Source organism: Embleya sp. L77, assembly GCF_055557415.1.
The window spans coordinates 4,104,921-4,127,526 of the sequence record NZ_CM145709.1; the positions used below are offsets into that span (position 1 = coordinate 4,104,921).

At 70.5% G+C, this 22,606-nt stretch carries 17 protein-coding genes; 8 read left to right on the top strand and 9 right to left on the bottom strand.

Going from position 1 to position 22,606, the window contains the following annotated elements; all coding sequences use genetic code 11:
* Nucleotides 1-22: 22 nt before the first annotated feature.
* The 3 genes from ACZOOI_RS17630 to trhA form a co-directional block, all read right to left on the bottom strand.
* Nucleotides 23-652: an acyl-CoA-like ligand-binding transcription factor gene (locus ACZOOI_RS17630; RefSeq protein WP_465276770.1), complete on the bottom strand. Its 630-nt coding sequence runs from the start codon at nucleotides 650-652 to the stop codon at nucleotides 23-25.
* A complete protein-coding gene (locus ACZOOI_RS17635) occupies nucleotides 624-2,222 on the bottom strand; it encodes an MFS transporter (protein WP_465276771.1) in 1,599 nt (532 codons plus the stop codon). The genes ACZOOI_RS17630 and ACZOOI_RS17635 overlap by 29 nt, the downstream gene beginning before the upstream one ends.
* 174 nt (nucleotides 2,223-2,396) lie before the next feature.
* On the bottom strand, nucleotides 2,397-3,062 hold the full coding sequence (gene trhA / locus ACZOOI_RS17640; protein ID WP_465276772.1) for a PAQR family membrane homeostasis protein TrhA: 666 nt from the start codon (nucleotides 3,060-3,062) through the stop codon (nucleotides 2,397-2,399).
* Between the two features lie 245 nt (nucleotides 3,063-3,307).
* Between trhA and ACZOOI_RS17645 the strand changes: the two genes are divergently transcribed.
* From ACZOOI_RS17645 to ACZOOI_RS17660, 4 genes are all read left to right on the top strand, one after another.
* The gene (locus tag ACZOOI_RS17645) at nucleotides 3,308-5,110 is read left to right on the top strand and encodes a phosphoenolpyruvate carboxykinase (GTP) (protein WP_465276773.1); all 1,803 of its coding nucleotides are present in this window, start codon (nucleotides 3,308-3,310) and stop codon (nucleotides 5,108-5,110) included.
* Between the two features lie 226 nt (nucleotides 5,111-5,336).
* Nucleotides 5,337-6,098, top strand: a complete 762-nt coding sequence (locus ACZOOI_RS17650; protein ID WP_360311901.1) for an isoprenyl transferase — start codon at nucleotides 5,337-5,339, stop codon at nucleotides 6,096-6,098.
* Between the two features lie 292 nt (nucleotides 6,099-6,390).
* Nucleotides 6,391-7,707, top strand: a complete 1,317-nt coding sequence (locus tag ACZOOI_RS17655) for a PhoH family protein (RefSeq protein ID WP_465276774.1) — start codon at nucleotides 6,391-6,393, stop codon at nucleotides 7,705-7,707.
* Between the two features lie 823 nt (nucleotides 7,708-8,530).
* Entirely contained in the window at nucleotides 8,531-9,085 is a 555-nt protein-coding gene (locus ACZOOI_RS17660; protein WP_465276775.1) for an aggregation-promoting factor C-terminal-like domain-containing protein, read from the top strand.
* 119 nt (nucleotides 9,086-9,204) lie between these two features.
* On the opposite strand, the gene ACZOOI_RS17665 is transcribed toward ACZOOI_RS17660, so the two are convergent.
* Nucleotides 9,205-10,365, bottom strand: coding sequence for a steroid 3-ketoacyl-CoA thiolase (locus ACZOOI_RS17665; protein ID WP_465276776.1), 1,161 nt, complete (start codon nucleotides 10,363-10,365; stop codon nucleotides 9,205-9,207).
* A gap of 412 nt (nucleotides 10,366-10,777) precedes the next feature.
* On the opposite strand from ACZOOI_RS17665, the gene ACZOOI_RS17670 reads away from it, so the two are divergent.
* On the top strand, nucleotides 10,778-12,088 hold the full coding sequence (locus ACZOOI_RS17670; RefSeq protein ID WP_465276777.1) for a TetR/AcrR family transcriptional regulator: 1,311 nt from the start codon (nucleotides 10,778-10,780) through the stop codon (nucleotides 12,086-12,088).
* 390 nt (nucleotides 12,089-12,478) lie between these two features.
* On the opposite strand, the gene ahpD is transcribed toward ACZOOI_RS17670, so the two are convergent.
* The 5 genes from ahpD to ACZOOI_RS17695 form a co-directional block, all read right to left on the bottom strand.
* Nucleotides 12,479-13,003, bottom strand: a complete 525-nt coding sequence (ahpD, locus tag ACZOOI_RS17675) for an alkylhydroperoxidase, AhpD family (RefSeq protein WP_391586709.1) — start codon at nucleotides 13,001-13,003, stop codon at nucleotides 12,479-12,481.
* 3 nt (nucleotides 13,004-13,006) lie between these two features.
* Nucleotides 13,007-13,558 (bottom strand): peroxiredoxin, encoded by a 552-nt coding sequence (locus ACZOOI_RS17680; protein WP_465276778.1) that lies wholly within the window; start codon nucleotides 13,556-13,558, stop codon nucleotides 13,007-13,009.
* 495 nt (nucleotides 13,559-14,053) lie between these two features.
* A complete protein-coding gene (locus ACZOOI_RS17685) occupies nucleotides 14,054-14,881 on the bottom strand; it encodes a hypothetical protein (protein ID WP_465276779.1) in 828 nt (275 codons plus the stop codon).
* Nucleotides 14,882-14,936: 55 nt separating this feature from the next.
* Entirely contained in the window at nucleotides 14,937-15,833 is an 897-nt protein-coding gene (locus ACZOOI_RS17690) for an ABC transporter permease (protein WP_465276780.1), read from the bottom strand.
* Nucleotides 15,834-15,861: 28 nt separating this feature from the next.
* On the bottom strand, nucleotides 15,862-18,639 hold the full coding sequence (locus ACZOOI_RS17695) for an alpha/beta fold hydrolase (RefSeq protein WP_465276781.1): 2,778 nt from the start codon (nucleotides 18,637-18,639) through the stop codon (nucleotides 15,862-15,864).
* 936 nt (nucleotides 18,640-19,575) lie between these two features.
* Here ACZOOI_RS17695 and ACZOOI_RS17700 point away from each other — a divergent pair.
* From ACZOOI_RS17700 to ACZOOI_RS17710, 3 genes are read left to right on the top strand one after another with little or no spacing between them, the layout of a single operon-like run.
* Nucleotides 19,576-20,391, top strand: a complete 816-nt coding sequence (locus ACZOOI_RS17700; RefSeq protein ID WP_465276782.1) for a (Fe-S)-binding protein — start codon at nucleotides 19,576-19,578, stop codon at nucleotides 20,389-20,391.
* Complete coding sequence (locus tag ACZOOI_RS17705) at nucleotides 20,388-21,884, top strand: lactate utilization protein B (RefSeq protein ID WP_465276783.1); 1,497 nt, start codon at nucleotides 20,388-20,390, stop codon at nucleotides 21,882-21,884. The genes ACZOOI_RS17700 and ACZOOI_RS17705 overlap by 4 nt, the downstream gene beginning before the upstream one ends.
* Nucleotides 21,881-22,528: a LutC/YkgG family protein gene (locus ACZOOI_RS17710; RefSeq protein WP_465276784.1), complete on the top strand. Its 648-nt coding sequence runs from the start codon at nucleotides 21,881-21,883 to the stop codon at nucleotides 22,526-22,528. Before ACZOOI_RS17705 ends, ACZOOI_RS17710 begins: the two co-directional genes overlap by 4 nt.
* Nucleotides 22,529-22,606: the final 78 nt, after the last annotated feature.

The following is a 22,606-nucleotide window of genomic DNA, read 5'->3' on the forward strand; positions in this document are numbered from 1 at the left end:
CGACGGGTCGGGCGGGCGCGGGTCACGGCCTGTCCCGTAGGCCCGTCTCCAACAGTCCCAGGGCCCGGTCGACCAGTTCGACCAGGTCCTCGGTGCAGTCGCGCCGCGCCCAGGCCATGATCGCCTCGGCCATCGCCGCGTTGATCGCGGCGGCGGCCACCCGCAGTTCCAGGTCGTCCGTCGAGCGTCCGTTTCGGGCGGCGAACGTCTCGGCGATCAGGCTCCAGGACTGCATCTGTTGCTCGTAGGTGCGGCGCCGCAGCGCCGGCACCCTGAGCACCAGCGTCATCCGGGTGGCCATCTCCTCGCCGTCCACCCGGATGATCTCGCGCAGCGCCTCCAGCAGACCGGTGCGCAACACCCGGAGCAGGCTCATGCCCTTGGGCGCCGTCCGGATGACCTCCACCAGGATGGGGTCGTACTCGTCGGTGAGTACGACGTCCTCCTTGCTGGGGAAGTAGCGGAAGAACGTGCTGGGCGAGATCTCCGCGGCCTCGGCGATCTGGTCGACGGTGGTCGCGTCGTAGCCGTGCTCGCGAAAGAGTCGATAGGCCTCCCGGCGGATCGCCTGGCGGGTCTTGATCTTCTTGCGCTCGCGCAGCCCCACGGGCGAGCCGGGCAGGTCAGGGATGGAGGGCTCCTTCGCGGTCATGCCCCGATTCTCCCGGTCCGGTGGGGGGCGGCACAGGCCGAGGGTCGGTGGCGGTGCGGCGGGGCAGGAAGACGGCCACCGCGACGGCGACGGCCAACGACGTGACGCCGCAGATCAGCAGACTCAGGTCCATGCCGTGTACGAACGCGTCCCGGGCCGAGTCGAGCAGCGCCGGGTCGCCGCTGCGGCCGGCCGCCTTGACCGCGCCGCCGATCGAGTCGCGCGCGGTGTCGGCGACCTCGTTCGGGCGGCCGCTCGTGTCGATCCGGTCAAGGTACGCGGACGCGAGCACGCTGCCCAGGATCGCCACTCCCAGCGCGCCCGCCACCTGACGCAGGGTCTGCACCAGGGCCGACCCCATGCCGGCGCGCTCCGGTGTCAGGTTGGCCATCACCGCGTCCATCGCGGGCACCATGGAGAGCCCCAGCCCCAGGCCGCTCACGGCCAGCCAGGCGGCTGTCCAGGCGTACCCGTCGTGCACCGAGCCGCTCGCTCCCATCGACAGCCCGCCACCGAGCACGAACAGGCCGGTCGGGATGACCACCTTGTAGCCCAACCGGGGCACGAGCTTGTCACTGGCCAGGGCGGTCACGAACAACCCGCCGAGCAGCGGCAGCAGCCGCAGACCGGTTCCGAACGCGTTGTGTCCGTCCACGCCCTGGAACCGCTGCGGGACCACGAACAGGAGGCCCGCCATGGCGAAGGACGGCACCAGGGCGGCGACCGTGCCCCACAGGAAGTTGCGGTCGCGGAACAGCCCGAAGTCGATCATCGGGTGCCGGGCCCTGCTCTCGCGCACCGCCACGCTCGCGATGAGCAGTGCCGCGGCGCCGAACAAGGCGAGCACGCGCGCGTCGGCCCAGCCCCATTCGGGCGCCTCGATCAGCGCGAAGATCAGCGTGGTCAGCCCCGCGACGACCAGGACGGTGACCGTGACGTCCACCTTGGGGGCGTCGGCCGAGCGCGACACCGGGAGCAGGAACCCGCACACGAGCAGGGCCAGCCCGACCATCGGGACGTTGATCAGGAACACCGAACCCCACCAGAAGTGCTCCAGCAGCAGCCCGCCCAGGATCGGCCCGAGCGGGATGCCCAGGGCCGTGCTCGCGGCCCAGACCGAGATCGCCTTGCCGCGCTCGGCGGCGGGGAAGAGCGAGGGCAGGATGGACAACGACAGCGGCATGATGAACGCCCCGCCGACGCCCATCAGCGCGCGCGCCGCGATCACTCCCTCGACCGAGCCGACCAGTGCGCCGAGCACCGAGCCGACGCCGAATATCGCGAGCCCCACCAGCAGGAAGAGCCGCCGGCCGTAGCGGTCGCCGATCAGCCCGGCCGGGAGCATCAGCGCCGCGAACACCACGATGTACGAGTCGGCGATCCACTGGAGATCGCCCGTGCTCGCGCCGAGTTGTTCGCTCATCGTCGGCATCGCCACGTTGACGATCGTGGTGTCCAGGCCGACCACCAGGAGCCCGACCACCAGCGCGCCCAGCGCCCACCACCGCCTCGGGTCGGGCGGCCCGTCCGCCTCGTTCGCCCGGTCCGGCTCCTGCTTCGTCGCATCCATGACAGTCCCCATCCATTGGTTGTCTCTACCTTATGACAGTAGCCCTCAAAAACAAGCGACTGTCAAAACACTCGGCAAAGAGCAGCCCAAGCTCGGGGGAAAACCCGGAAAAGCCCGAAGGCCCGCAACTCCGAACGGAGCGGCGGGCCTTCGGGCCGATGAGTGAGGCGGTGATCAGTCCACTGCAACCAGGGCCACGGCGATGAAGTGGCTCGCGAACGCGAGCAGCGTGAAGGCGTGGAAGACCTCGTGGAAGCCGAACCACTGTGGTGAGGGGTTGGGCCGCTTGATCCCGTAGACCACCGCGCCGAGGCTGTAGAGCACGCCGCCGACGATCACCAGGACCACCACCGCGACGCCGCCCTCGCGCATGAACTCGGGCAGGTAGAACACCGCGGCCCAGCCCAGCGCGACGTAGATCGGGGTGTAGAGCCAGCGCGGTGCGCCGATCCAGAAGACCCGGAAACCGATCCCGGCGAGTGCCCCGATCCATACCACCCACAGCAGGATTTGGTCGCTTTTGCCCAACAATAGGATGGTCAACGGGGTGTAGGTGCCCGCGATGATCAGGAAGATGTTGGCGTGATCCAGCCTGCGCAACACCGCCTCACCGCGCGGTCCCCAGTTGCCTCGGTGGTAGACCCCGGACGTGCCGAAGAGCATCGCCGCGGTGAGCGCGAACACGCCGCACGCGATGCGGGATTTGGTATCCGCGGCCAGGGCGACCAGGGCGATGCCGGAGGCCACGGCGAGGGGAAATGTCCCCGCGTGGATCCATCCGCGCAGCTTCGGTTTGATGGGCGTCAAGGGCGCCGTCAAGGCGTGCGCGTCCACACTCATGTCGCCGAGTGTACTTACGCCCACGTAGGTTACTGGTAGGTACGAAGTGAGACGCATCACGGGAGATCTTGTCCCGGAGGGGCGCGAAACCGCACGTCTTTGGGGTTTTCGGTCCGGTACGGGGCACAACTTCCAGGTGGGGCCCTGTCCCGGGCGGTTCCGCGCCCGGCCGACCGGATAAAATCCCCGCAACCCTCAACCCCGACGCCGGGGACTCGCCGTCCCAGGCGCGAAATGGAGCGATCGTGGCCAACGAGGTCCCGACGAAACACAGGCAGCTGCTCGACTGGGTGAGCGAGATCGCCCGGCTGACTCAGCCCGACCGGATCGAATGGTGTGACGGTTCGGACGAGGAGTACCAGCGCCTCGCCGACCTCCTCGTCGACAAGGGCACCTTCCGCAAGCTCGACGAGAACAAGCGCCCCAACAGCTACTACGCGACCTCCGACCCTCGGGATGTCGCGCGCGTCGAGGACCGGACCTTCATCTGCTCCGAGAAGGAGGAGGACGCGGGTCCGACCAACAACTGGATAGCCCCGGCCGAGATGCGCACCAAGCTCGGCGGCCTGTTCGCCGGCTCGATGCGTGGCCGCACGATGTACGTGGTGCCGTTCTGCATGGGGCCGATCGGCTCGTCGCTGGCCGCCTACGGGGTCGAGATCACCGACTCCGCCTACGTCGCGGTCTCGATGCGCACGATGACCCGAATGGGCCAAGCGGTGCTGGACTTCCTGGGCACCGACGGCGAGTTCGTCAAGGCCGTGCACACCGTCGGGGCCCCGCTCGCCGAGGGCGAGGCGGACGTGCCGTGGCCGTGCAACAGCGAGAAGTACATCACGCACTTCCCCGAGGACCGGGAGATCTGGTCCTACGGTTCGGGCTACGGCGGCAACGCCCTGCTCGGCAAGAAGTGCTACGCGCTCCGGATCGCGTCGGTTATGGCGCGCGACGAGGGCTGGATGGCCGAGCACATGCTGATCCTGAAGCTCACGCCTCCCTCGGGCGCCGAGCCGAAGTTCATCGCCGCCGCCTTCCCCTCCGCGTGTGGCAAGACCAACCTCGCGATGCTCCAGCCGACCATTCCGGGCTGGAAGGTGGAGACCGTCGGCGACGACATCGCGTGGATGCGGTTCGGCGAGGACGGCCGGCTGTACGCGATCAACCCCGAGGCGGGCTTCTTCGGTGTCGCGCCGGGCACCGGCGAGCACACCAACGCCAACGCGATGAAGACCATGTGGGGCAACTCGGTCTTCACCAACGTCGCGCTCACCGACGACAACGACGTCTGGTGGGAGGGCATGACGGAGGACAAGCCCGCGCACCTGATCGACTGGAAGGGCAACGACTGGACTCCCGAGTCGGAGACCCCCGCCGCCCACCCCAACGCGCGCTTCACCGTCCCGGCCGCACAGTGCCCGACGATCGCGCCCGAGTGGGAGGACCCGAAGGGTGTGCCGATCTCGGCCATCCTCTTCGGTGGCCGGCGGGCCAGTGCGGTGCCGCTGGTGACCGAGTCCTTCGACTGGCAGCACGGTGTCTTCCTGGGTGCGAACGTCGCCTCGGAGAAGACCGCCGCCGCCGAGGGCACGGTCGGCGAGCTGCGTCGCGACCCGTTCGCCATGCTGCCGTTCTGCGGTTACAACATGGGCGACTACATGGCGCACTGGCTGGACATCGGCAAGGCCACCTCGGCGGACAAGCTGCCGAAGATCTACTACGTGAACTGGTTCCGCAAGGACGCGGACGGCAAGTTCGTCTGGCCGGGCTTCGGCGAGAACAGCCGGGTGCTCAAGTGGATCGTCGAGCGCCTGGAAGGGCTCGCCGACGGCGTGGACTCCCCGATCGGCGTACTGCCGACGCGTGAATCCCTGGACCTCAAGGGCCTGGACCTCACCGACGCGGAGCTGGATCTGCTCCTGACCGTGGACCGGGAGATCTGGAAGCAGGAGGCCGCGCTGGTCCCCGAGCACCTGGAGAAGTTCGGTTCGCACACCCCGCAGGGCCTGTGGGACGAGTACAACAAGCTGGTCTCGCGACTCGACGGCTGAAGCTGACTCGACGTCAAAATACCGGTACGCTCCGGGCCCGGCGGGATCCCTCCCGCCGGGCCCTCGGCGTTCGGAAAGCCACCCTCGGACGAGCGCGCGACACGCCGTCCGCGAGCCGACCTTCACCGCATCTTCACGCCTGCCCTTTGCCACGTGACGTCGAGCGGGTGTCGGACGGGAGTAGGGTTTTCGGCGCGGGTGATCACGGACGGAGGAGCAGGTGGACATGGGCCTGCGGGACCTCGCATACGGCGCATACGGCAAGCGCATCGAGGCGTCGCTCGACCGTACGGTGATACCGCGTCACGTCGGCGTCATCCTGGACGGCAACCGCCGCTGGGCGAAGGCGTACGGCGAACAGGTCGCCGAGGGCCACCGCAAGGGTGCCGACAAGATCCACGAGCTGCTCACCTGGTGTGAAGAGGTCGGTGTCGAGGTGGTCACGCTGTGGCTGCTGTCCACCGACAACCTCAATCGGCCGCCGGAAGAACTGGCCGATCTGATGGTGATCATCGAGAATGCGGTCACCGACCTGGCCGCCGCGCGCCGCTGGCGGGTGCACCCGGTCGGCGCACTGGACCTGTTGCCCGAACACACGCGCGAAGTGCTCAAGCGCTCCGAGACCGAGACCGCGGACCTGACCGGCGTGTTCGTCAACGTCGCGGTCGGCTATGGCGGCCGGCACGAGATCGCCGACGCGGTCCGCTCGCTGCTCGTGGAGCATGCCGGCAAGGGCACCTCGATCGAGGAACTGGCCGAGGTGCTGGACGTCGAGCACATCGCCGAGCACCTGTACACCCGCGGCCAGCCCGATCCGGACCTGGTCATCCGAACGTCGGGTGAACAGCGGCTGTCCGGTTTCCTGTTGTGGCAGAGCGCACATTCGGAGTTCTACTTCTGCGAGGCCTTCTGGCCGGACTTCCGCAAGGTCGATTTTCTCCGGGCCCTGCGCGACTACTCCGCCCGACACCGCCGCTACGGGGCCTGACGCCTCGTCACCGCTCCTGCTCACGGCCGGGTTTCCATCGGCATGTGATCATCCGTTTTGTGTTGACCGTGCCCCGGACGGGAATAACCCCGTCGGGCCGGCGCACATCCATGTGGGCCGGTGCGATATGTGGGTGACACCCCGTCACCTGCCCGGGAGGCCCTTCCGTGCACTACATGCTCCACAGTTCACGGCGACAGGAGGGCCGGGCACCCGGCCTTCGGGCCGGGGCCCGGACTCCGAGCGATCAGGGCGCACGGTGCGCGTGCCCTGAGAGGGGGCGAGGCACTCCGTGGCCACGATCCAACGCCGTGCTCCGCAGCACCGGACGTATGTCCTCGACACCAGCGTGCTCCTTGCCGATCCGTCGGCGCTCTTGAAGTTCGACGAGCACGAGGTGGTTCTGCCCGTCGTCGTGATCACCGAGTTGGAGGCCAAACGGCACCACCCGGAACTGGGCTACTTCGCCCGACACGCGCTGCGGATGCTGGACGAACTTCGCACGCAGTACGGGCGGCTGGACGCCCCGGTGCCGATCGGGGACTCCGGCGGCACCCTGCGGGTGGAGCTCAATCACATCGACGCGACCGTGCTCCCGCCCGGATTCCGGCTGGGGGACAACGATTCGCGGATCCTGGCGGTGGCCAGGCACCTCATGGCCGAGGGACACGATGTGACGCTGGTGTCCAAGGACGTGCCGATGCGGGTCAAGGCCTCCGCGGTGGGGCTGAACGCGGAGGAGTACCGCGCCGAACTGGTGAACAGCTCGGGCTGGACCGGGATGGCCGAACTCACCGTCGACTCGGCGGACATCGACGCCCTGTTCGAGCACGATCGCACCCACATCGAGCAGGCCGCCGACCTGCCCTGCCACACCGGCCTGGTACTGGTCTCCGAGCGCGGCAAGGCGCTCGGTCGGGTCACCGCGGACAAGCAGGTCCGGCTGGTGCGCGGCGACCGGGACGTGTTCGGCCTGCACGGGCGCAGTGCCGAGCAGCGGATAGCGCTGGATCTGCTGCTCGACCCGGACATCGGCATCGTGTCGATGGGCGGCCGGGCGGGCACCGGCAAGTCGGCGCTGGCGATGTGCGCGGGTCTGGAGGCGGTGTTGGAGCGCAACCAGCACCGCAAGGTGATGGTCTTCCGTCCTCTCTACGCGGTCGGCGGTCAGGAGCTCGGCTACCTGCCCGGCACCGAGAACGAGAAGATGAGCCCCTGGGCCCAGGCGGTCTTCGACACGCTGTCCGCGGTCACCACGTCCGACGTGATCGAGGAGGTCGTCGCGCGCGGGATGTTGGAGGTCCTGCCGCTCACCCACATTCGCGGCCGGTCGTTGCACGACGCGTTCGTGATCGTGGACGAGGCACAGTCGCTGGAGCGCAATGTGCTGCTGACCGTGCTGTCGCGGATCGGCAGCAACTCGCGGGTGGTGCTCACCCACGACGTCGCGCAGCGGGACAACCTGCGGGTCGGTCGACACGACGGCGTGGTCGCGGTGGTGGAAAAGCTCAAGGGGCATCCGCTGTTCGCGCACGTGACGCTCACCCGGTCCGAACGGTCGCCGATCGCGGCCCTGGTGACCGAGATGTTGGAGGACCTGCCGGGCTGACGGATGCCCGGTGAGGGGCCTACGGGAAATCGATCGATCCGGCCCCGCCGTCGAACGCCTCGACTGCTTCGAGACGTTCCCGGCGGGGCCTTCCCGTGGGCGCTTCCGTGTCCCAGCGCATTCGGGTTTTCGCTTCGCGCCTCCGCGCCTGCGACACCGCACCTCCTCGGCCCGGCGCCTTCGCGCCTTCGCGCCTTCGCGCTCCGATCCTTCGGGCTTCCGGCCCGCACTTCCGCGCCCGCACGCCGGCGCCACCGCGCCCCCCTGCCCCGGCGCCCGCGCCCGCCCCCCGCCCCCCGCGCCCGCGCGTTTCCGCGCCGGTGGCGTCCCGTGCACGTGTCCGCATATTCCGGGTGGAAACGGGCTTGGGCCGAAAGGGAAAAGGCTTTGCGTTTCCGGGAGTTGTGATGTTCGCCACGCCTTCGAAAATTGCTTCCGAATGTTTGGCTGAGGCAGGCTGCTGGACTTGTAAGACCCTCGCGTACAGCGCTGCCCGACAACTCGACACTTGACCTGCTGTACGCCGCCCACCACACGCACCGATGAACCAGTTCGGTGCGCGGGCCGAAACGCTCCCTCGGGGGGCGTGGGGAGACCGGGGGTTGGACTCGTACGCCGCTTCGACCGCGGTGCGCGCCTGTCGGAAGGAACGTGTGTGAGCCGGATCTCGGTTCGGGGGATAGCCGTGGCATCCGCCACCGCTGTCACGGCCGTTGGCGCCGTCGTCGGATTCAGTGGAACGGGCGTTTCCGCGTCCGCCGACGCCCAGACGGTAGACGAAGCGAGCACCACGAAGCTTCTCGAGGTTCCTGCCGCCCCCCAGGTGCAGCAACTGAGCACCGGGATCACCCAGCAGGCCGACGCGCAGACCGCCGCCTACGACGAGGCGCAGCGGGTGCAGGCCGAAGAGGCCGCCCGGGTCAAGGCCGAGCGCGACGCGGCCGAGAAGGCCGCCGCGGAGAAGGCCGCGGCCGACAAGGCCGCAGCGGACAAGGCCGCCGAGGAGAAGGCGGCCGCCGACCGCAAGGCGGCCCAGGAACGCGCGGCGCGCTCCGACAACCGCGGCGCGGTGGAGAAGGTGTCGGCGTCCGCCGCCGACGCCCAGGCGATCGCCAAGTCGATGATGAGCTCGACCCAGTACACGTGCTTCAGCAACATCGTCGAGCGGGAGAGCGGCTGGCGGGTCAACGCCACCAACGCCTCCTCCGGCGCATACGGTCTGGTACAGGCGCTGCCCGCGAGCAAGATGGCCTCGGCCGGCTCGGACTGGCGGACCAACCCCGCGACCCAGATCAAGTGGGGCCTGAGCTACATGAACGAGCGTTACGGCAGCCCGTGCCAGGCGTGGACGTTCTGGCAGAGCCACCACTGGTACTGAGTCGACCGGCGAGTTCCGCGACTCGCCCGCGAACCTGATCGATCGAGCCCCGTACGCCGTCCGGCGTACGGGGCTCGATCGTGTTCGGTGCCTTCGTGTTCGGTGCTTCGCGCCCCGGTTCAGATCCGCTCGATGATCGTGCCGGACGCGTTGGCGCCACCCGCGCACATCGTCACGAGGGCGAACTGCTTGTCGGTGCGCTCCAGTTCGTAGAGCGCGGTGGTCAGCAGCCGGCCGCCGGTGGAGCCGACCGGGTGGCCGAGGGCGATCGCGCCGCCGTTGACGTTGACCCGGTCCAGGTCGGCCTTCTGCACCTGGGCCCAGGAGAGCACGACGGACGCGAACGCCTCGTTGACCTCGAACAGGTCGATGTCGGACATCGACATCCCGGAGCGGGCGAACAGCCGCTCGGTCGCGTCGTTCGGGCCGTCCAGGTGGTAGTGCGGGTTGGCACCGACCATCGCCTGCGCGACGATCCGCGCGCGCGGACGCAGGCCGAGCGCACGCGCCTTGTCCTCGTCCATGATCAGCAGTGCCGCGGCACCGTCGGAGATCTGCGACGAGTTGCCGGCGGTGTGGATGCCGTCGGGCAGGACCGGCTTGAGCCGGGTCAGGCTCTCGATCGTGGTGTCGCGCAGGCCCTGGTCGCGATCGACCAGCACGGTCTCGCCGGTGGGCTTGCCCTCGGCGTCCAGTACGGGGGCCTCGACCGGGACCACCTGCGAGGTGAACCGGCCCTCGTCCCACGCACGTTTGGCGTTGGCCTGCGAGCGCACGCCCAGGGCGTCCACGTCGGCGCGGGTGATGCCGCGGTTGCGGGCGATCCGCTCGGCGGCGGTGAACTGGTCGGGCAGGTCGATCGCCCAGTCCTCCGGCTTGGACTTCTGGCCGGGTTTGGCGGTGTGCCCGAGCGGGTTGCGGCTCATCGACTCGATGCCGCATGCAACTCCCGCATCGATGGCCCCGGTCGCGATCAGTCCGGCGATCAGGTGCACCGATTGCTGGGCGGATCCGCACTGGCAGTCGATTGTGGTGCCGCCGGTGCGATGCGGCAGGCCGGCGTACAACCATGCGTGCTTGACGATGTCGCCTGACTGCTCGCCGGCCTGGGTGACACAGCCGCCGATCACCTGGTCCACCAGTTCGGGGTCGATCCCGGCCCGCTCGATCAGCCCGCGCTGGACGGCCGACAACAGCTGCACCGGGTGCAGGCCGGCGAGCCGGCCGTTGCGCTTGCCGATGGGAGTGCGCACGGCTTCGACGATGACGGGGTTGCCCATGGGGTCGCTCCTAGCGAGTCCTGAGTGGCCGGTCCTCGGGGCCGGGCCACGGATGGCGACGCATTGATCCAGCCTGATCTCACCCTGCCTCAGGTGTATGACTAAGTCAAGGATATGATGTCATGGGGTCGCACCTCTCTCGTCCCGGGTCCGGGGCGTCTGGGGTCTTGTCGCGGTCGTCGCCTCGGGTCGTATTGCGTCTGCCGTCTCGGGTCCCGGGTTCCGCTTCGGTCGGCGCCTCGCCTCGTGCCTCGCGTGCTCTGCGGTCGTCCGCATCCATGTGTGCTCCGTGCTCGTTCGCACTACGACCCGGGTCCGCTCGCGGGTGGTTCGGGTGGGGTTGATGTGACGGGTAGGGACTACCGGAACGTGAGATTCCGCATGGGATTCCCAGGCGTACTACGCTGGGCACGTGTTGAGCGATCGAGCGGGTGCGGAGCGTCACATCAGGCCGCGGGCGGATCGACGCGCGGAGATCATCAGACACGCCTGTGCGCTGTTCGCCAAGCGGGGCTACGGCGCCACGACGGTCCGTCAGATCGCCGAATCCGCGGACATGCTCTCGGGCAGCCTGTACCACCACTTCCCGTCCAAGGAAGCGATGTTGCTCGAAGTGCTCGACACCTTCTTCGCGGACATCATGAGTCGGCAGCGGGCCACGGTCGAGCGCGGCGAGGAGCCGATCGCCACGCTGCGCGGCCTGTTGCGGGACAGCCTCGAAGTGATCGGCAACAGCCCCGACGCGGCGGTCGTGGTGGTCGGCGAATCGCGCCGGCTCTCCCGCACCGAGGGCTTCGTCTGGCTGTCCGACCGCACCGCCGAGGCGTCCACCCTGTGGGGTCGGGTGCTGCGCCGGGGGATCGAGGACGGCAGCCTGCGCCGCGACCTGCACCCCGTGTTGTTGTCGCTGATGTTGCAATCGGCGGTGTGGGGGATGGCCCAGTGGTATCGACCGAGCGGTCGCTACGACCCGGACGCGGCCGCGGGGCGCCTGGTGGACGTGTTCGTGCGCGGCATCGTGCGGCCCGGGCGCTACGCCTCGCAGCGAATCTGCAACCTGCTCGGGCCCGCCCGCTATGCGATGCCCACCCTGCGAAGGGTCGGCCCGGTCGAGGACGCCAGGGTCGAGGTGGAGCGGCGGATGGCCCGGGTGCCCCGCCAGGCCGACGCGCGCACCCGGATTCGGATCGCCTCCAACCTGCTCTTCGAGCAGGACGGGTACGCGGGCACCACGGTGCGTCGGATCGCCGACCTGGCCGGTGTGCCGGTCGGCAGCCTTGCCCATCACATCGGCTCCAAGGAGCAGTTGCTCGCCGAACTGCTCGGCGAGTTCCTCGGTGACCTGCGCACCGCGTTCGACAAGGACGCCGCCGCGCAACCGACCCCGGTGGAACGGCTGGCCGGTTTGATCGGGCGGACCGTGGAGGCGCACGCCTACCACGGGGTGTCCACGGTCCTGGCGATAAACGAGGTGCGTGGCGACGAACTCCCGGCGAGCCGGCTGGCCGCGCAGCGTGCCAAGGTCTCCGACACCTGGACCCGGGCGCTGGCCGGCGGCATCCGCTCCGGCGACTTCCACCCGGACCTGGACCCGGTGTTCACCCAGCGGGTGTTGCGCACGGCGATCTCGACGGGGAGTCGGATATATCGCGGGATGGGCGTGCGGGACGCGGTGGGGCTGTACCGGGAGGTCGCGCTGGTCGGGATGGGGGCGGCGCGGTGAGGCCGCGGCAGGGTGGGTCGGCGTTCGGACGTCGGCCGGGGTCGGGGGTGGGGTCGGTTCGGCTGCGGCGGGTGACCCGGCTGCATGAGCTGACCCGATTGTGGTGGGCGACGTGCGCGTTGTGGGTGACTCGCTCGCGGTGGGCGATCCGCTCCCGCCCGGTGGTTCGCTCGCGCGGGCGACGGTGACTGTCGCGGTCACGGACGCGGACGCGGACGCGGTCACGGACGCGGTTGCGGCTTCGGGTACGGCGGTTGCGGTGGTTGTGGTCGGTTCGGAGAACGCACGAGAGCCCGCCCCCGGGGTGGGGACGGGCTCTTGCGGTGTTGCGGTGTCGCGGGGTGAAGCGGGGTGTCGCGGGGAGTGCGCCGGTGGGCGATCAGGGCGTGCTCAGCCCTGGTCGGTCTCCAGCGTCACGCCGACCGCGTGGATCACGGCGGCGATCTTGATCGCCTCCTGGATCGTCTCGCGCGACACGCCCTCCTTGCGCAGGACCTGCTCGTGCGACTCCAGGCACCGGCCGCAACCGTTGATCGCCGAGACCGCCAGCGACCACAGCTCGAAGTCGGCCTTCGGGGCACCCGGGTTGGCCATCACGTTCATCCGCAGCCCGGCCCGGAGGTTGCTGTATTCCGGGTCGCCGATGAGGTGCATCGAGCGGTAGTAGACGTTGTTCATCGCCATGATCGCGGCAGCGGCCTTGGCGGCGGTGAACGCCTCGTCGGACAGCCGGCTCTTGGCCTCCGGCTCGAGTTCGGCGAGCACCTTGGGGCTACGCGTGGCGATCGCGCAGGCGAGCACCGTGCCCCAGAGCGTTTGTTCGGCGAGCTTCGAGTTGCCCACGACCGAGCCCAGGTTGAGCTTGAGGTCCTTGGCGTACTCGGGCAGTGCGGCCTTCAGGACGTCGAGACCCATGGATCAGGCGTCCATCAGCTTGGCGGCGTCGAGGGTCTCGCCGCCCTTCTGCCAGTTGCACGGGCACAGTTCGTCGGTCTGCAGCGCGTCGAGGACCCGCAGGACCTCGTCGGGGTTGCGGCCCACCGAGCCGGCGGTGACCATGACGAACTGGATCTCGTTGTTCGGGTCGATGATGAAGACCGCGCGGTCCGCGACACCGTCGGCGTTGAGTACGCCGGCGGCCGAGGACAGCTCGCGCTTGAGGTCGGACAGCATCGGGAAGGGCAGGTCGGTCAGGTCCGGGTGGTCCTTGCGCCAGGCCAGGTGCACGAACTCGGAGTCCACGGACACACCGAGCAGCTGCGCGTCACGGTCCTGGAAGTCCTCGTTGAGCCGGCCGAAGGCGGCGATCTCGGTCGGACAGACGAAGGTGAAGTCCTTCGGCCAGAAGAACACGACGCGCCACTTGCCGTCGTAGGTCTTGTTGGTGATCTGCTCGAACGCCTTGTCCGCCTCCAGCGACACAACGCCGGTGAGGTCGTACTCGGGGAACTGGTTACCGACAGTAAGCACTGGGTCTCCTCCGCGAAGGGTCCGGGAAGGCAGGTTCACCATCCCGGTCGGACGTACGTTGATCACGATGCCACAGTGGAATTGATAGATGAAATAAGCAACGGCTCAACCATTGATCGTGATCACCTATCAGTGGGCGGGGGCGGAATGTGCCCAGCTCAGCGCCACGCTCACCTGTTCGATCGCGGAATGTGTGGCGAACGGCAGGCGGACGAGGAGCCTACGCGCCGTTGCGTCGAACACCGAATCGGGACATTGGGATGATCTTGCGACCGGGCCTGCCCGGTGGCGATCGAGGTGGCGTGCGGGGATGTGCTGGAGCCGAGTGGGTGACGGCGGCAGTTACGGCTCGTGGTCGACCCCCGGTGTGTCGGGCGCGAGGCGGGTTGCACCGAGGACCCGGGGAGGGCGTTCGGCCGCGTCCGGTTTTGTGGTGTGGACGAAGTTGCGGTGGCGGGGGGAAGTCGGCGGTGCTCGGAGTGATCGGCGGCGCGGTTACTCCGCCGGTACTGGGTCCGCCTGTGTCTGCGCCTGTGTTTGCGTCTGCGTCTCCTGGTCCGGGTCCGGGTCGAAGGGTGGGTTTTCCCACTCGGCGACCGGCCCGGTCGGTAGGTCGCGTTCGAGGTCGGCCAGGAGGGCGAACCAGGCGGGGCCGGTGGGTGGTTGCACGATGGCGAGGGTGCCGTCGGAGACGGCCCACAGCTCCATGATGCCTCCTGGCGGGCGGCGGCCCGTGTTGTCGTTGCCGACGTAGCGGACGCGGCGGTAGAGGCCCGGGGGTGGCAGCCGGACGATGGCGAGCATGGGCAGGCGGCAGGTGAACTCGACGCCGTTCATGGCGCGTAGGTAGACGCTGCGACCGTTGACGGCCATGAGGGTGCCCTCGCGTCCGGCGCGGCACCAGGCGTTCCGGTAGCGCTCGACGAACGCGGCGGCCTTGTTGATCTCCGCACCGGTCGACCAACCCGCCACCCGCTGGGTCGAGTTCATGGCCCGAGGAACCGTGGCGGGACGATCGGTGCGGACCGTACGCACCAGCGCGGTCGACGTGCCGGCGGCCGTCCGGACAGCCGGCGCGCCGGCCGACTCGCCCTCGCCCCGGCCCGCCTCCGGGATCGGCAACCGCAACCGCCCATCCGGCACCCGTTCGAGCCCGGAAGCTCCCCTGGGCCCGCCGGCGTCGTGTGCGTCCGCCGGGAGCGGAGTGATCACCCCGCCGGTGATCTCGCCGAGCAACGTGTGCAGCGCTCGCCCTCGCTCCGGCGGCCACGGGAACGTCTCCCGGACCCGCAGGATCAGCGCCGGATGCCGCTCGGCGAGCACCGACCGTGTGAACGACCCGGTTCGCCGCCCGTGATCACCGGTGCCCCAGCAGCCGTCAGGACACGATGTCCTTGCGGCCGAAGTGGCGGAAGGCCAGGGCGAGGAAGACGACCGCGTAGGCGAACGAGACTGCGCTGCCCTTGATCATGCCGTCCCATTGAGGGTCGGTCTGGAGTACGTCGACCCAGGCGAACTGCCAGTGGGTGGGCAGGTAGTCCCGCCACGAACCGAGCGCCGTGACCGCGTCGACGATGTTGGAGACCACCACCAGGCCGACCGCGCCGCCCACCGCGCCCAGCGGTGCGTCGGTGACCGTGGACAGCCAGAACGCCATGCCCATCACCACCAGTTGCGCCACCACGCCGTAGACGATCACGACCGACATGCGCCCGAGCGCCTCGCCGGTGGGCAGCGACGCCCCCACCGGCAGGTCCAACGGGCCCCAGCCGAACGCGATGGTGCCCGCGATTATCGCCATCAGCGGCAGCAGCACCAGGGCCAGGACGCTGTAGCCGAGCGCGACCACGAGCTTGACCCGGAGCAGCCGCGCCCGCGGCACCGGCGCGGCCAGCAGGTAGCGCAGCGAGGACCAACTCGCCTCGCTGGCAACGGTGTCGCCGCAGAACAGCGCCACCGCCACGACCAGCAGGAAGCCGGTCGAGACGAACAGGGTGAATGCGGTGAAGTTCAGCGCGCTCTTGGTCGCCACGTCCACCAGTGTCGGTACCGCGTCCGCCGACGGATCGCCGCCGATCTTGAATGCGGCGACCAGGATCCACGGCAGCGCGAGCAGCAGACCGATCATGAACAGGGTGCGCCGGCGCCGGAATTGGCGCACGGTCTCGACCCAAATCGGCAGCGTGTGCCGGGGCCGATAGCCGTGCGCGTGTGCCGCGCCCGGGATCGGGTGCGCACCCTCGTCGGTCGGCAGATCGGGGAGCGTACGGGTCATCGGAACTCCCCAATGGGCGTGCGGGTCATCAGGACTCCCCGATGAGCGTCAGGAACGCGTCTTCCAGGCGGCGGCGCGCGGTCACCCGGTCCACCGCGACGCCCGCGCCGACGAGTTCGGCCACCAGGGCGGAGGCTTGCGCACCCGCGAGGTGCACGAGTACGCCGCCCTCCTCGGGCTCCACCGAGCCCACGCCCGGCAGATCCTTCAGGGTTGCGATCGCCAGGTCCGGCACGGGAGTTCCGATCACCAGCGTGTTGCCGTTGCCGACGATCTCGGCGACCGGGCCGGAGGCGATCAGCCGGCCGCGGTGCATCACCACGACGTGCGTACAGGTCTGTTCGACCTCGGCCAGCAGGTGGCTGGAGACCACCACGGTGCGGCCGGTGGCCGCGTAGCGGATCAGCACATCGCGCATCGCCCGGATCTGCGGCGGGTCGAGCCCGTTGGTCGGCTCGTCCAGCACGAGCAGGTCCGGCAGGCCGAGCATCGCCTGCGCGATGGCGAGCCGCTGCCGCATGCCCTGCGAGTAGGTGCGCACGTTGCGGTCCAGCGCCTCGCCCAACCCGGCGATCTCCAACGCCTCGTCGAAGTGCGCGTCGGCGTGCGGGCGGCCGGTGGCGCGCCAGTACAGCGACAGGTTCTCCCGCCCGGACAGGTGCGGCAGGAAGCCGGGACCCTCGACGAACGAGCCGAGCCGGGACAACACCGGCGCACCGGGCCCGACCATCCGGCCGAAGATCCTTATCCCGCCGCCGTCCGGGTGGATCAGCCCCATCAGCATCCGCAGCGTCGTGGTCTTGCCCGCGCCGTTGGGGCCGAGCAGGCCGAGCACCTGGCCCGCCTCCACCTGGAAGGACAGGTCGTCGACGGCGAGCTTGCCGCCCTTGTAGCGCTTGGTCAGGTTCCGGATCTGCAGCGGCACCTCGGCCAGGGCCGGATCCGGTGCGGCCGCCGCCGCGCGGCGCCGTCCGGTGAGCAGCAGCGCGAGCGCGACGAGCACCGCGATCAACGGCAGGCCCCACGTCCACCACGGGTAGCCGGTCGAGGCCACGTGCAACTGCGGCACCGACGGCACGGTCAACGGGCCGGCGAGCGCGACCCGGTAGCTCGCGGGCACGTTCGGCGACGCGAAGCCCAGGTCGGTCGCGGTGAGCACGAGCCGCAGCCGGTGGCCCGAGTCGACCTGATGGTCGATCGCCGGCAACCGGATCTCCACATCCCGCCCGGCCGCCGCACCGGTCACCCGGATCGGCGCCGCGAGCTGGTGCGGCAACACGGTGCCGCCGCCCGGTGCGACGTCGTACAACTTCGCGAACAGCACGACGTCGTCGGCGCCGGAGACCCGCACCCGTGCGGTCGGCGAGCCGGTGATCCAGGTGCTCTGGTCGAAGCGCTCGCTCTGGAAGAACGCACTCTGCCCCGGCAGGTCGAACGCGATCCCGCCCAGATCGCCCGCCCCCGACGCGAGCGCGCCCAGGCTGCCGGCGCCGGACAGCAGGCCCAGCCCGGGCAGCCCGGACACCGAGGTCGGCGCACCCCCCGGCGGATTGGCCACCGTCTGCTCCGGCCCGGCCAACGCGACCGCACGCTGCCGGGTGCCGTCGAGGCCGGGATAGCGGGCGGTGTCGGCGACCCGCAGCCGCTGCTCACGCGTGGCGCTGTCCACCCCGCCCGAGCGGGTCACCCGAAACTCTCCGGCGGCGGTCGGCGCTCCCGCCTTCGGCGCGGCCTCGACCGGCTTCAGCCACCGGTCGAACCACCCGGTGACCCGATCGCGCACCATCGCGCTCTGCGGCCGGCCGCCGTCGTGCCCGCCCGCCGTCCACACCACCTCCACCGGCGCGCCGTTTCGCGCGATCGCGGCGGCGTTGCGGTCGGCCTGGTCGAGCGGGAACAGCGAGTCGTTCTGGCCCTGGATCAGCAGCGTGGGCACCGCGATCCGGTCCGCGACCGACGCCGGACTGGCCCGCCGAAGCAGGTCGATCGCCTGTGGCGTGGACTTGCCCCCGACGGCCACCTCGCGGTAGGTCGTGCACACCTGCTCGGCGAACCGGCCGCAGCCGGTGTTCGCGTCTATCGGGGCGAGCGCGCCCAGCGGAGTGGTGCCGGAGGAGAAGAACAACCCGGCCCACATCTTCTTGAACACCCCGTCGGCCGGCCCGCCGCCCGCCGCGTTCGGCAGCAGCGCGCCGGCGAGGTCGTGCCAGGTGATCTGCGGCGCGATCGTGTCCACCCGCGGGTCGTAGGCCGCGGTCAGCAGCGCGAGCGCACCGCCGTAGGAGGCGCCCGCGACACCCACGCGCGGGTCGCCCGGCCCGTCCAGCCGCACCTCGGGTCGGGTCGCCAGCCAGTCGATCAGCGCCCGCGCGTCGGCCACCTCGTAGTCCGGCTGGTCCAGCATGATCTGCCCGGCCGAACCGCCGAAGCCGCGTGCCGAGTAGGTCAGCACCACATACCCCGAACGGGCCAACGCCTCCGCGTCCCGACGCAACTCGGCCTTGCTGCCGCCGAATCCGTGCGCGAGCAGTACGGCGGGCGCCCGCTGGTGCACTCCCGGCGGCAGGAACAGCGTGGTGTCGATGCCGATCCGGGCCGGATCGCCCGGCCCGGCGGCGACGTCGATGCGCTGCTCGGTGGCCGATACCGGCGCCGCCGGGTCGTCCCGAACCAGAGCGCCGATCCCCAGCACCGCGATGATCACCACCACGAGGGCCAGGACACCGGCCAGGACACGTGATCGACGCGTGGTCAACCGCGAACGCGCAACGGCAAAGGGGCGGCCGAGTGCCGTCCGGAGGCTCATGGGCCGACCCTACGTGGTGCAAAGCCGCAGACACGCCCAGGCCCCCGCCGGGCCGTCCCGCCCGACCCCTCGCCAGCCTCACGTCGGTCGGGCCGGTCTCTCGGAGCCGGGTTGCTCGGCCCCTCCGGGGCGGGTTGCTTGTCCGCTGCGCGGCCGGTTGCGCGTCCCCTTCGGGTTCGGGGTCGGGCCGGTCTCTCCGAGCCGGGTTGCGTGGCCCCTACGGGGCCGGTTGCGTGTCCGCTGCGCGGCCGGGGCCGGGGTTGGGTCGGGCGTTGCGGGGCGGTTGGTCGTGTGGTGTGGGGTGGCGGGCGCGTAGCGGACGTGCATCCCGGGCGCGTAGCGGACGGCTCGACCGTGACCGCGGAGCGGGCATGCACCCTGGCAGGGCTCGACCGGGTTGCTCGGCCCCTCCGGGGCCGGTTGCGCGTCCCCTTCGGGTTCGGGTCGGGCCGGTCTCTCCGAGCCGGGTTGCGTGGCCCCTACGGGGCCGGTTGCGCGTCCGCTGCGCGGCCGGGTCGGGGTTGGGCCGGGCGCGCGGGGCGGTTGGTCGTGCGGTGTGGGGTGGCGGGCGCGTAGCGGACGTGCATCCCGGGCGCGTAGCGGACGGCTCGACCGTGACCGCGGAGCGGGCATGCACCCTGGCAGGGCTCGACCGGGTTGCTCGGCCCCTCCGGGGCCGGTTGCGCGTCCCCTACGGGTTCGGGGTCGGGCCGGTCTCTCCGAGCCGGGTTGCGTGGCCCTACGGGGCGGGTTGCGCGTCCGCTGCGCGGCCGGGGCCGGGGCCGGGGTCGGGGTTGGGCCGGGCGCTGCGGGGCGGGTTGGTCGTGTGGTGTGGCGGGCGCGTAGCGGACGTGCGTCACACGACCGGGCGCGTGCGGCAGGTTTGGCCGGGCGCTCGCCGGAGGACATCCGTACAGTCGATCGAGGAGGTCAATTGTGCGCCTTGCCCTTTTCATCACGTGCTTCAACGACACGCTCTTCCCGGAGACGGGCAAGTCCGTGGTTCGGGTGTTGCGGCGCCTCGGACACGAGGTGGAGTTCCCGTACGGCCAGGTGTGCTGCGGGCAGATGCACTTCAACTCCGGTTACCGCAAGGACGCGGTGCCGCTGGTGCGCTCCTTCGTCGACGCCTTCGAGGACTACGACGCGGTCGTCGTGCCGTCCGGGTCGTGCACCGCGATGGTGCGCGAGTACCACGCGAGCGTGGCCCGGCAGGCGGGCGGCACGCTGCCGGCCGGCGTCGCCCGGGTCGCGCCGAAGGTGTTCGAGTTCGGCGAGTTCCTGGTCGACGTGCTCGGCGTGACCGACGTGGGCGCCTACTTCCCGCACAGCGTCGCCTACCACCCCACCTGCCACTCGCTGCGGCTGCTGCGGGTGGGCGATCGGCCGACCCGGCTGCTGCGCGCGGTCCGCGGCCTCACCCTGGTGGACCTGCCGCGCGCGGACGAATGTTGCGGATTCGGCGGCACGTTCGCGGTCAAGAACGTGGACACCTCGGTGGCGATGGGCACCGACAAGGTGAGCGCCGCGCTGGAATCGGGCGCACAGGTGTTGTGCGCGGGCGACAACTCGTGCCTGACCCACATCGGCGGACTGATCTCGCGACAACACGCGGGTATCCGGGTGCTGCACCTCGCGGACATCCTGGCCTGCACCGAGGCGCTGCCGGACGTGCCGCCGTACGGGCCTGCCCTGGACACCGGCTCCGGGTTCCTCGCCGAGCAGACCCCGGGACCGGAGGTGACGCGATGACCGCGTCCGTACGCAGGGAACCCACCTTCGTCGGGATGCCGCCGTTCCCGGAGGCCGCGCACGCGGAGCTGGCGAACGACGTACAGCGGGCCAACCTGCGCGCGGCCACGCACACCATCCGGGCCAGGCGCGACGAGGTGGTCGCCGAGCTGCCCGACTGGGAGCTGCTGCGGCGCGCCGGCGAGGCGATCAAGGACGACGTGCTGGCCCGACTGCCCGACTACCTCGAGCGCCTGGAGGTCGCGGTGCGCGCGGCCGGCGGCGTCGTGCACTGGGCCCGGGACGCGGCCGAGGCGAACGCGCTCGTGGTCGCGATCGCCCGGGCCGCGGGCGTGGACGAGGTGGTCAAGGTCAAGTCGATGGTCACCGAGGAGATCGAGCTGAACAACGCGCTGGCCGAGGCGGGCATCCACGCGTGGGAGACCGACCTGGCACAGCTGATCGTGCAGCTCGGCGAGGATCTGCCGTCGCACATCCTGGTGCCGGCGATCCACCGCAACCGGGCCGAGATCCGGGACATCTTCGTCCGCGAGATGGGCCGGGTCGGCCGACCGGCGCCCGAGCACCTGAGCGACGACCCGGCCGCGCTGGCCGCCGCCGCCCGCCGGCATCTGCGGGAGAAGTTCCTGCGCGCCAGGGTCGCGGTCTCCGGCGGCAACTTCGCGATCGCCGACACCGGCACGGTGTGCGTGGTCGAGTCCGAGGGCAACGGGCGGATGTGCCTGACCCTGCCCGAGACGCTGATCACCGTGCTCGGCGTGGAGAAGCTGCTGCCCACGTGGGGGGACCTGGAGGTGTTCCTGCAACTGCTCCCGCGCAGTGCGACCGGCGAGCGGATGAATCCGTACACCTCGATGTGGACCGGCGTCACCCCCGGCGACGGCCCGCAGGAGTTCCACCTGATCCTGCTCGACAACGGCCGCTCCGACGTGCTGGCCGACCCGGTGGGCCGGCAGGCGCTGCGCTGCATCCGGTGCTCGGCCTGCCTGAACGTGTGTCCGGTGTACGAGCGCACCGGCGGCCACGCGTACGGGTCGGTGTATCCCGGGCCGATCGGCGCGATCCTCACCCCGCAGCTGCGCGGTATCGCGGCACACCGGGTGGACGCGCAGACCGCGTCGTTGCCGTTCGCGTCCTCGCTGTGCGGCGCGTGCTTCGACGCGTGCCCGGTGCGGATCGACATCCCCGAGGTGCTCGTCCACCTTCGTGCACAGGTTGTGGACGGCGGGCGGGGACCGCACGACCGGGCCGAGGAAGCCGGTATGAAGGCCGTGCAGTGGACCTTCGAGAAGCCGTGGCGGATCGGCTTCGCGCAGCACGTGGCCGGGGTCGGCGCGCGGTTCGTCCGGCACGGGGTGATCGGCCGGGTCCCGCTGCCCAAGCGGTTCACCGGTCCGGTCGGCGCGTGGTTCGCCGACCGGGACGCGCCCGCGCCGCCGGCCGAGTCGTTCCGCTCCTGGTTCAAGCGCACCGACGGCGGTCTGGAGGAATGACGGTGGAGCGATACGAGGCGGACCGCGAGGCTCGTACGGTGATCCTGGACCGGCTGCGCACGGCCCTGGACGACCGGCCCAAGCCGCCGCCGGTGCGTCGGGCGTACCGGCGCGAACGCCCGGCGGGCCTGGACGTGGCCGGCCGGTTCGCCGAACGGGTCGCCGACTACGAGGCCACCGTGCTGCGGGTGAACGACACCCGGGATCTGCTGCCGGCCACGAGCGACCTGCTGCGCGAAGCCGGCGTGACCCGCATGGTGGTGCCGCCCGGGAAGAAGCTCGCCTGGCTGACCCGGCTCGGCGTCGAACTGGTGGTGGACTCGCCCGCGCTGGACCACGACACGCTCGGCGAGATCGACGCGGTGGCCACCGGATGTGCGCTGGCCATCGCCGAGACCGGCACGATCGTCCTGGACACCGGCCCGGACCAGGGTCGTCGGGTGCTCACCCTGCTGCCCGACTACCACCTGTGCGTGGTGCGCGCCGACCAGATCGTGGGCACCGTGCCGGAGGCGGTCGCCCGGCTGGATCCGCGCCGCCCGCAGACCTGGATCTCCGGCCCGTCGGCGACCAGCGACATCGAATTGGCGCGGGTGGAGGGCGTACACGGGCCGCGCACGTTGCACGTCCTGCTGATCGGGTAGCCGAGCGTGCGGGGCATCCCCCAGGAACAGGCCGGGCCGGCAGGCCGTTGTGGCCTTGGAACGCTCATCCAGGAGGCG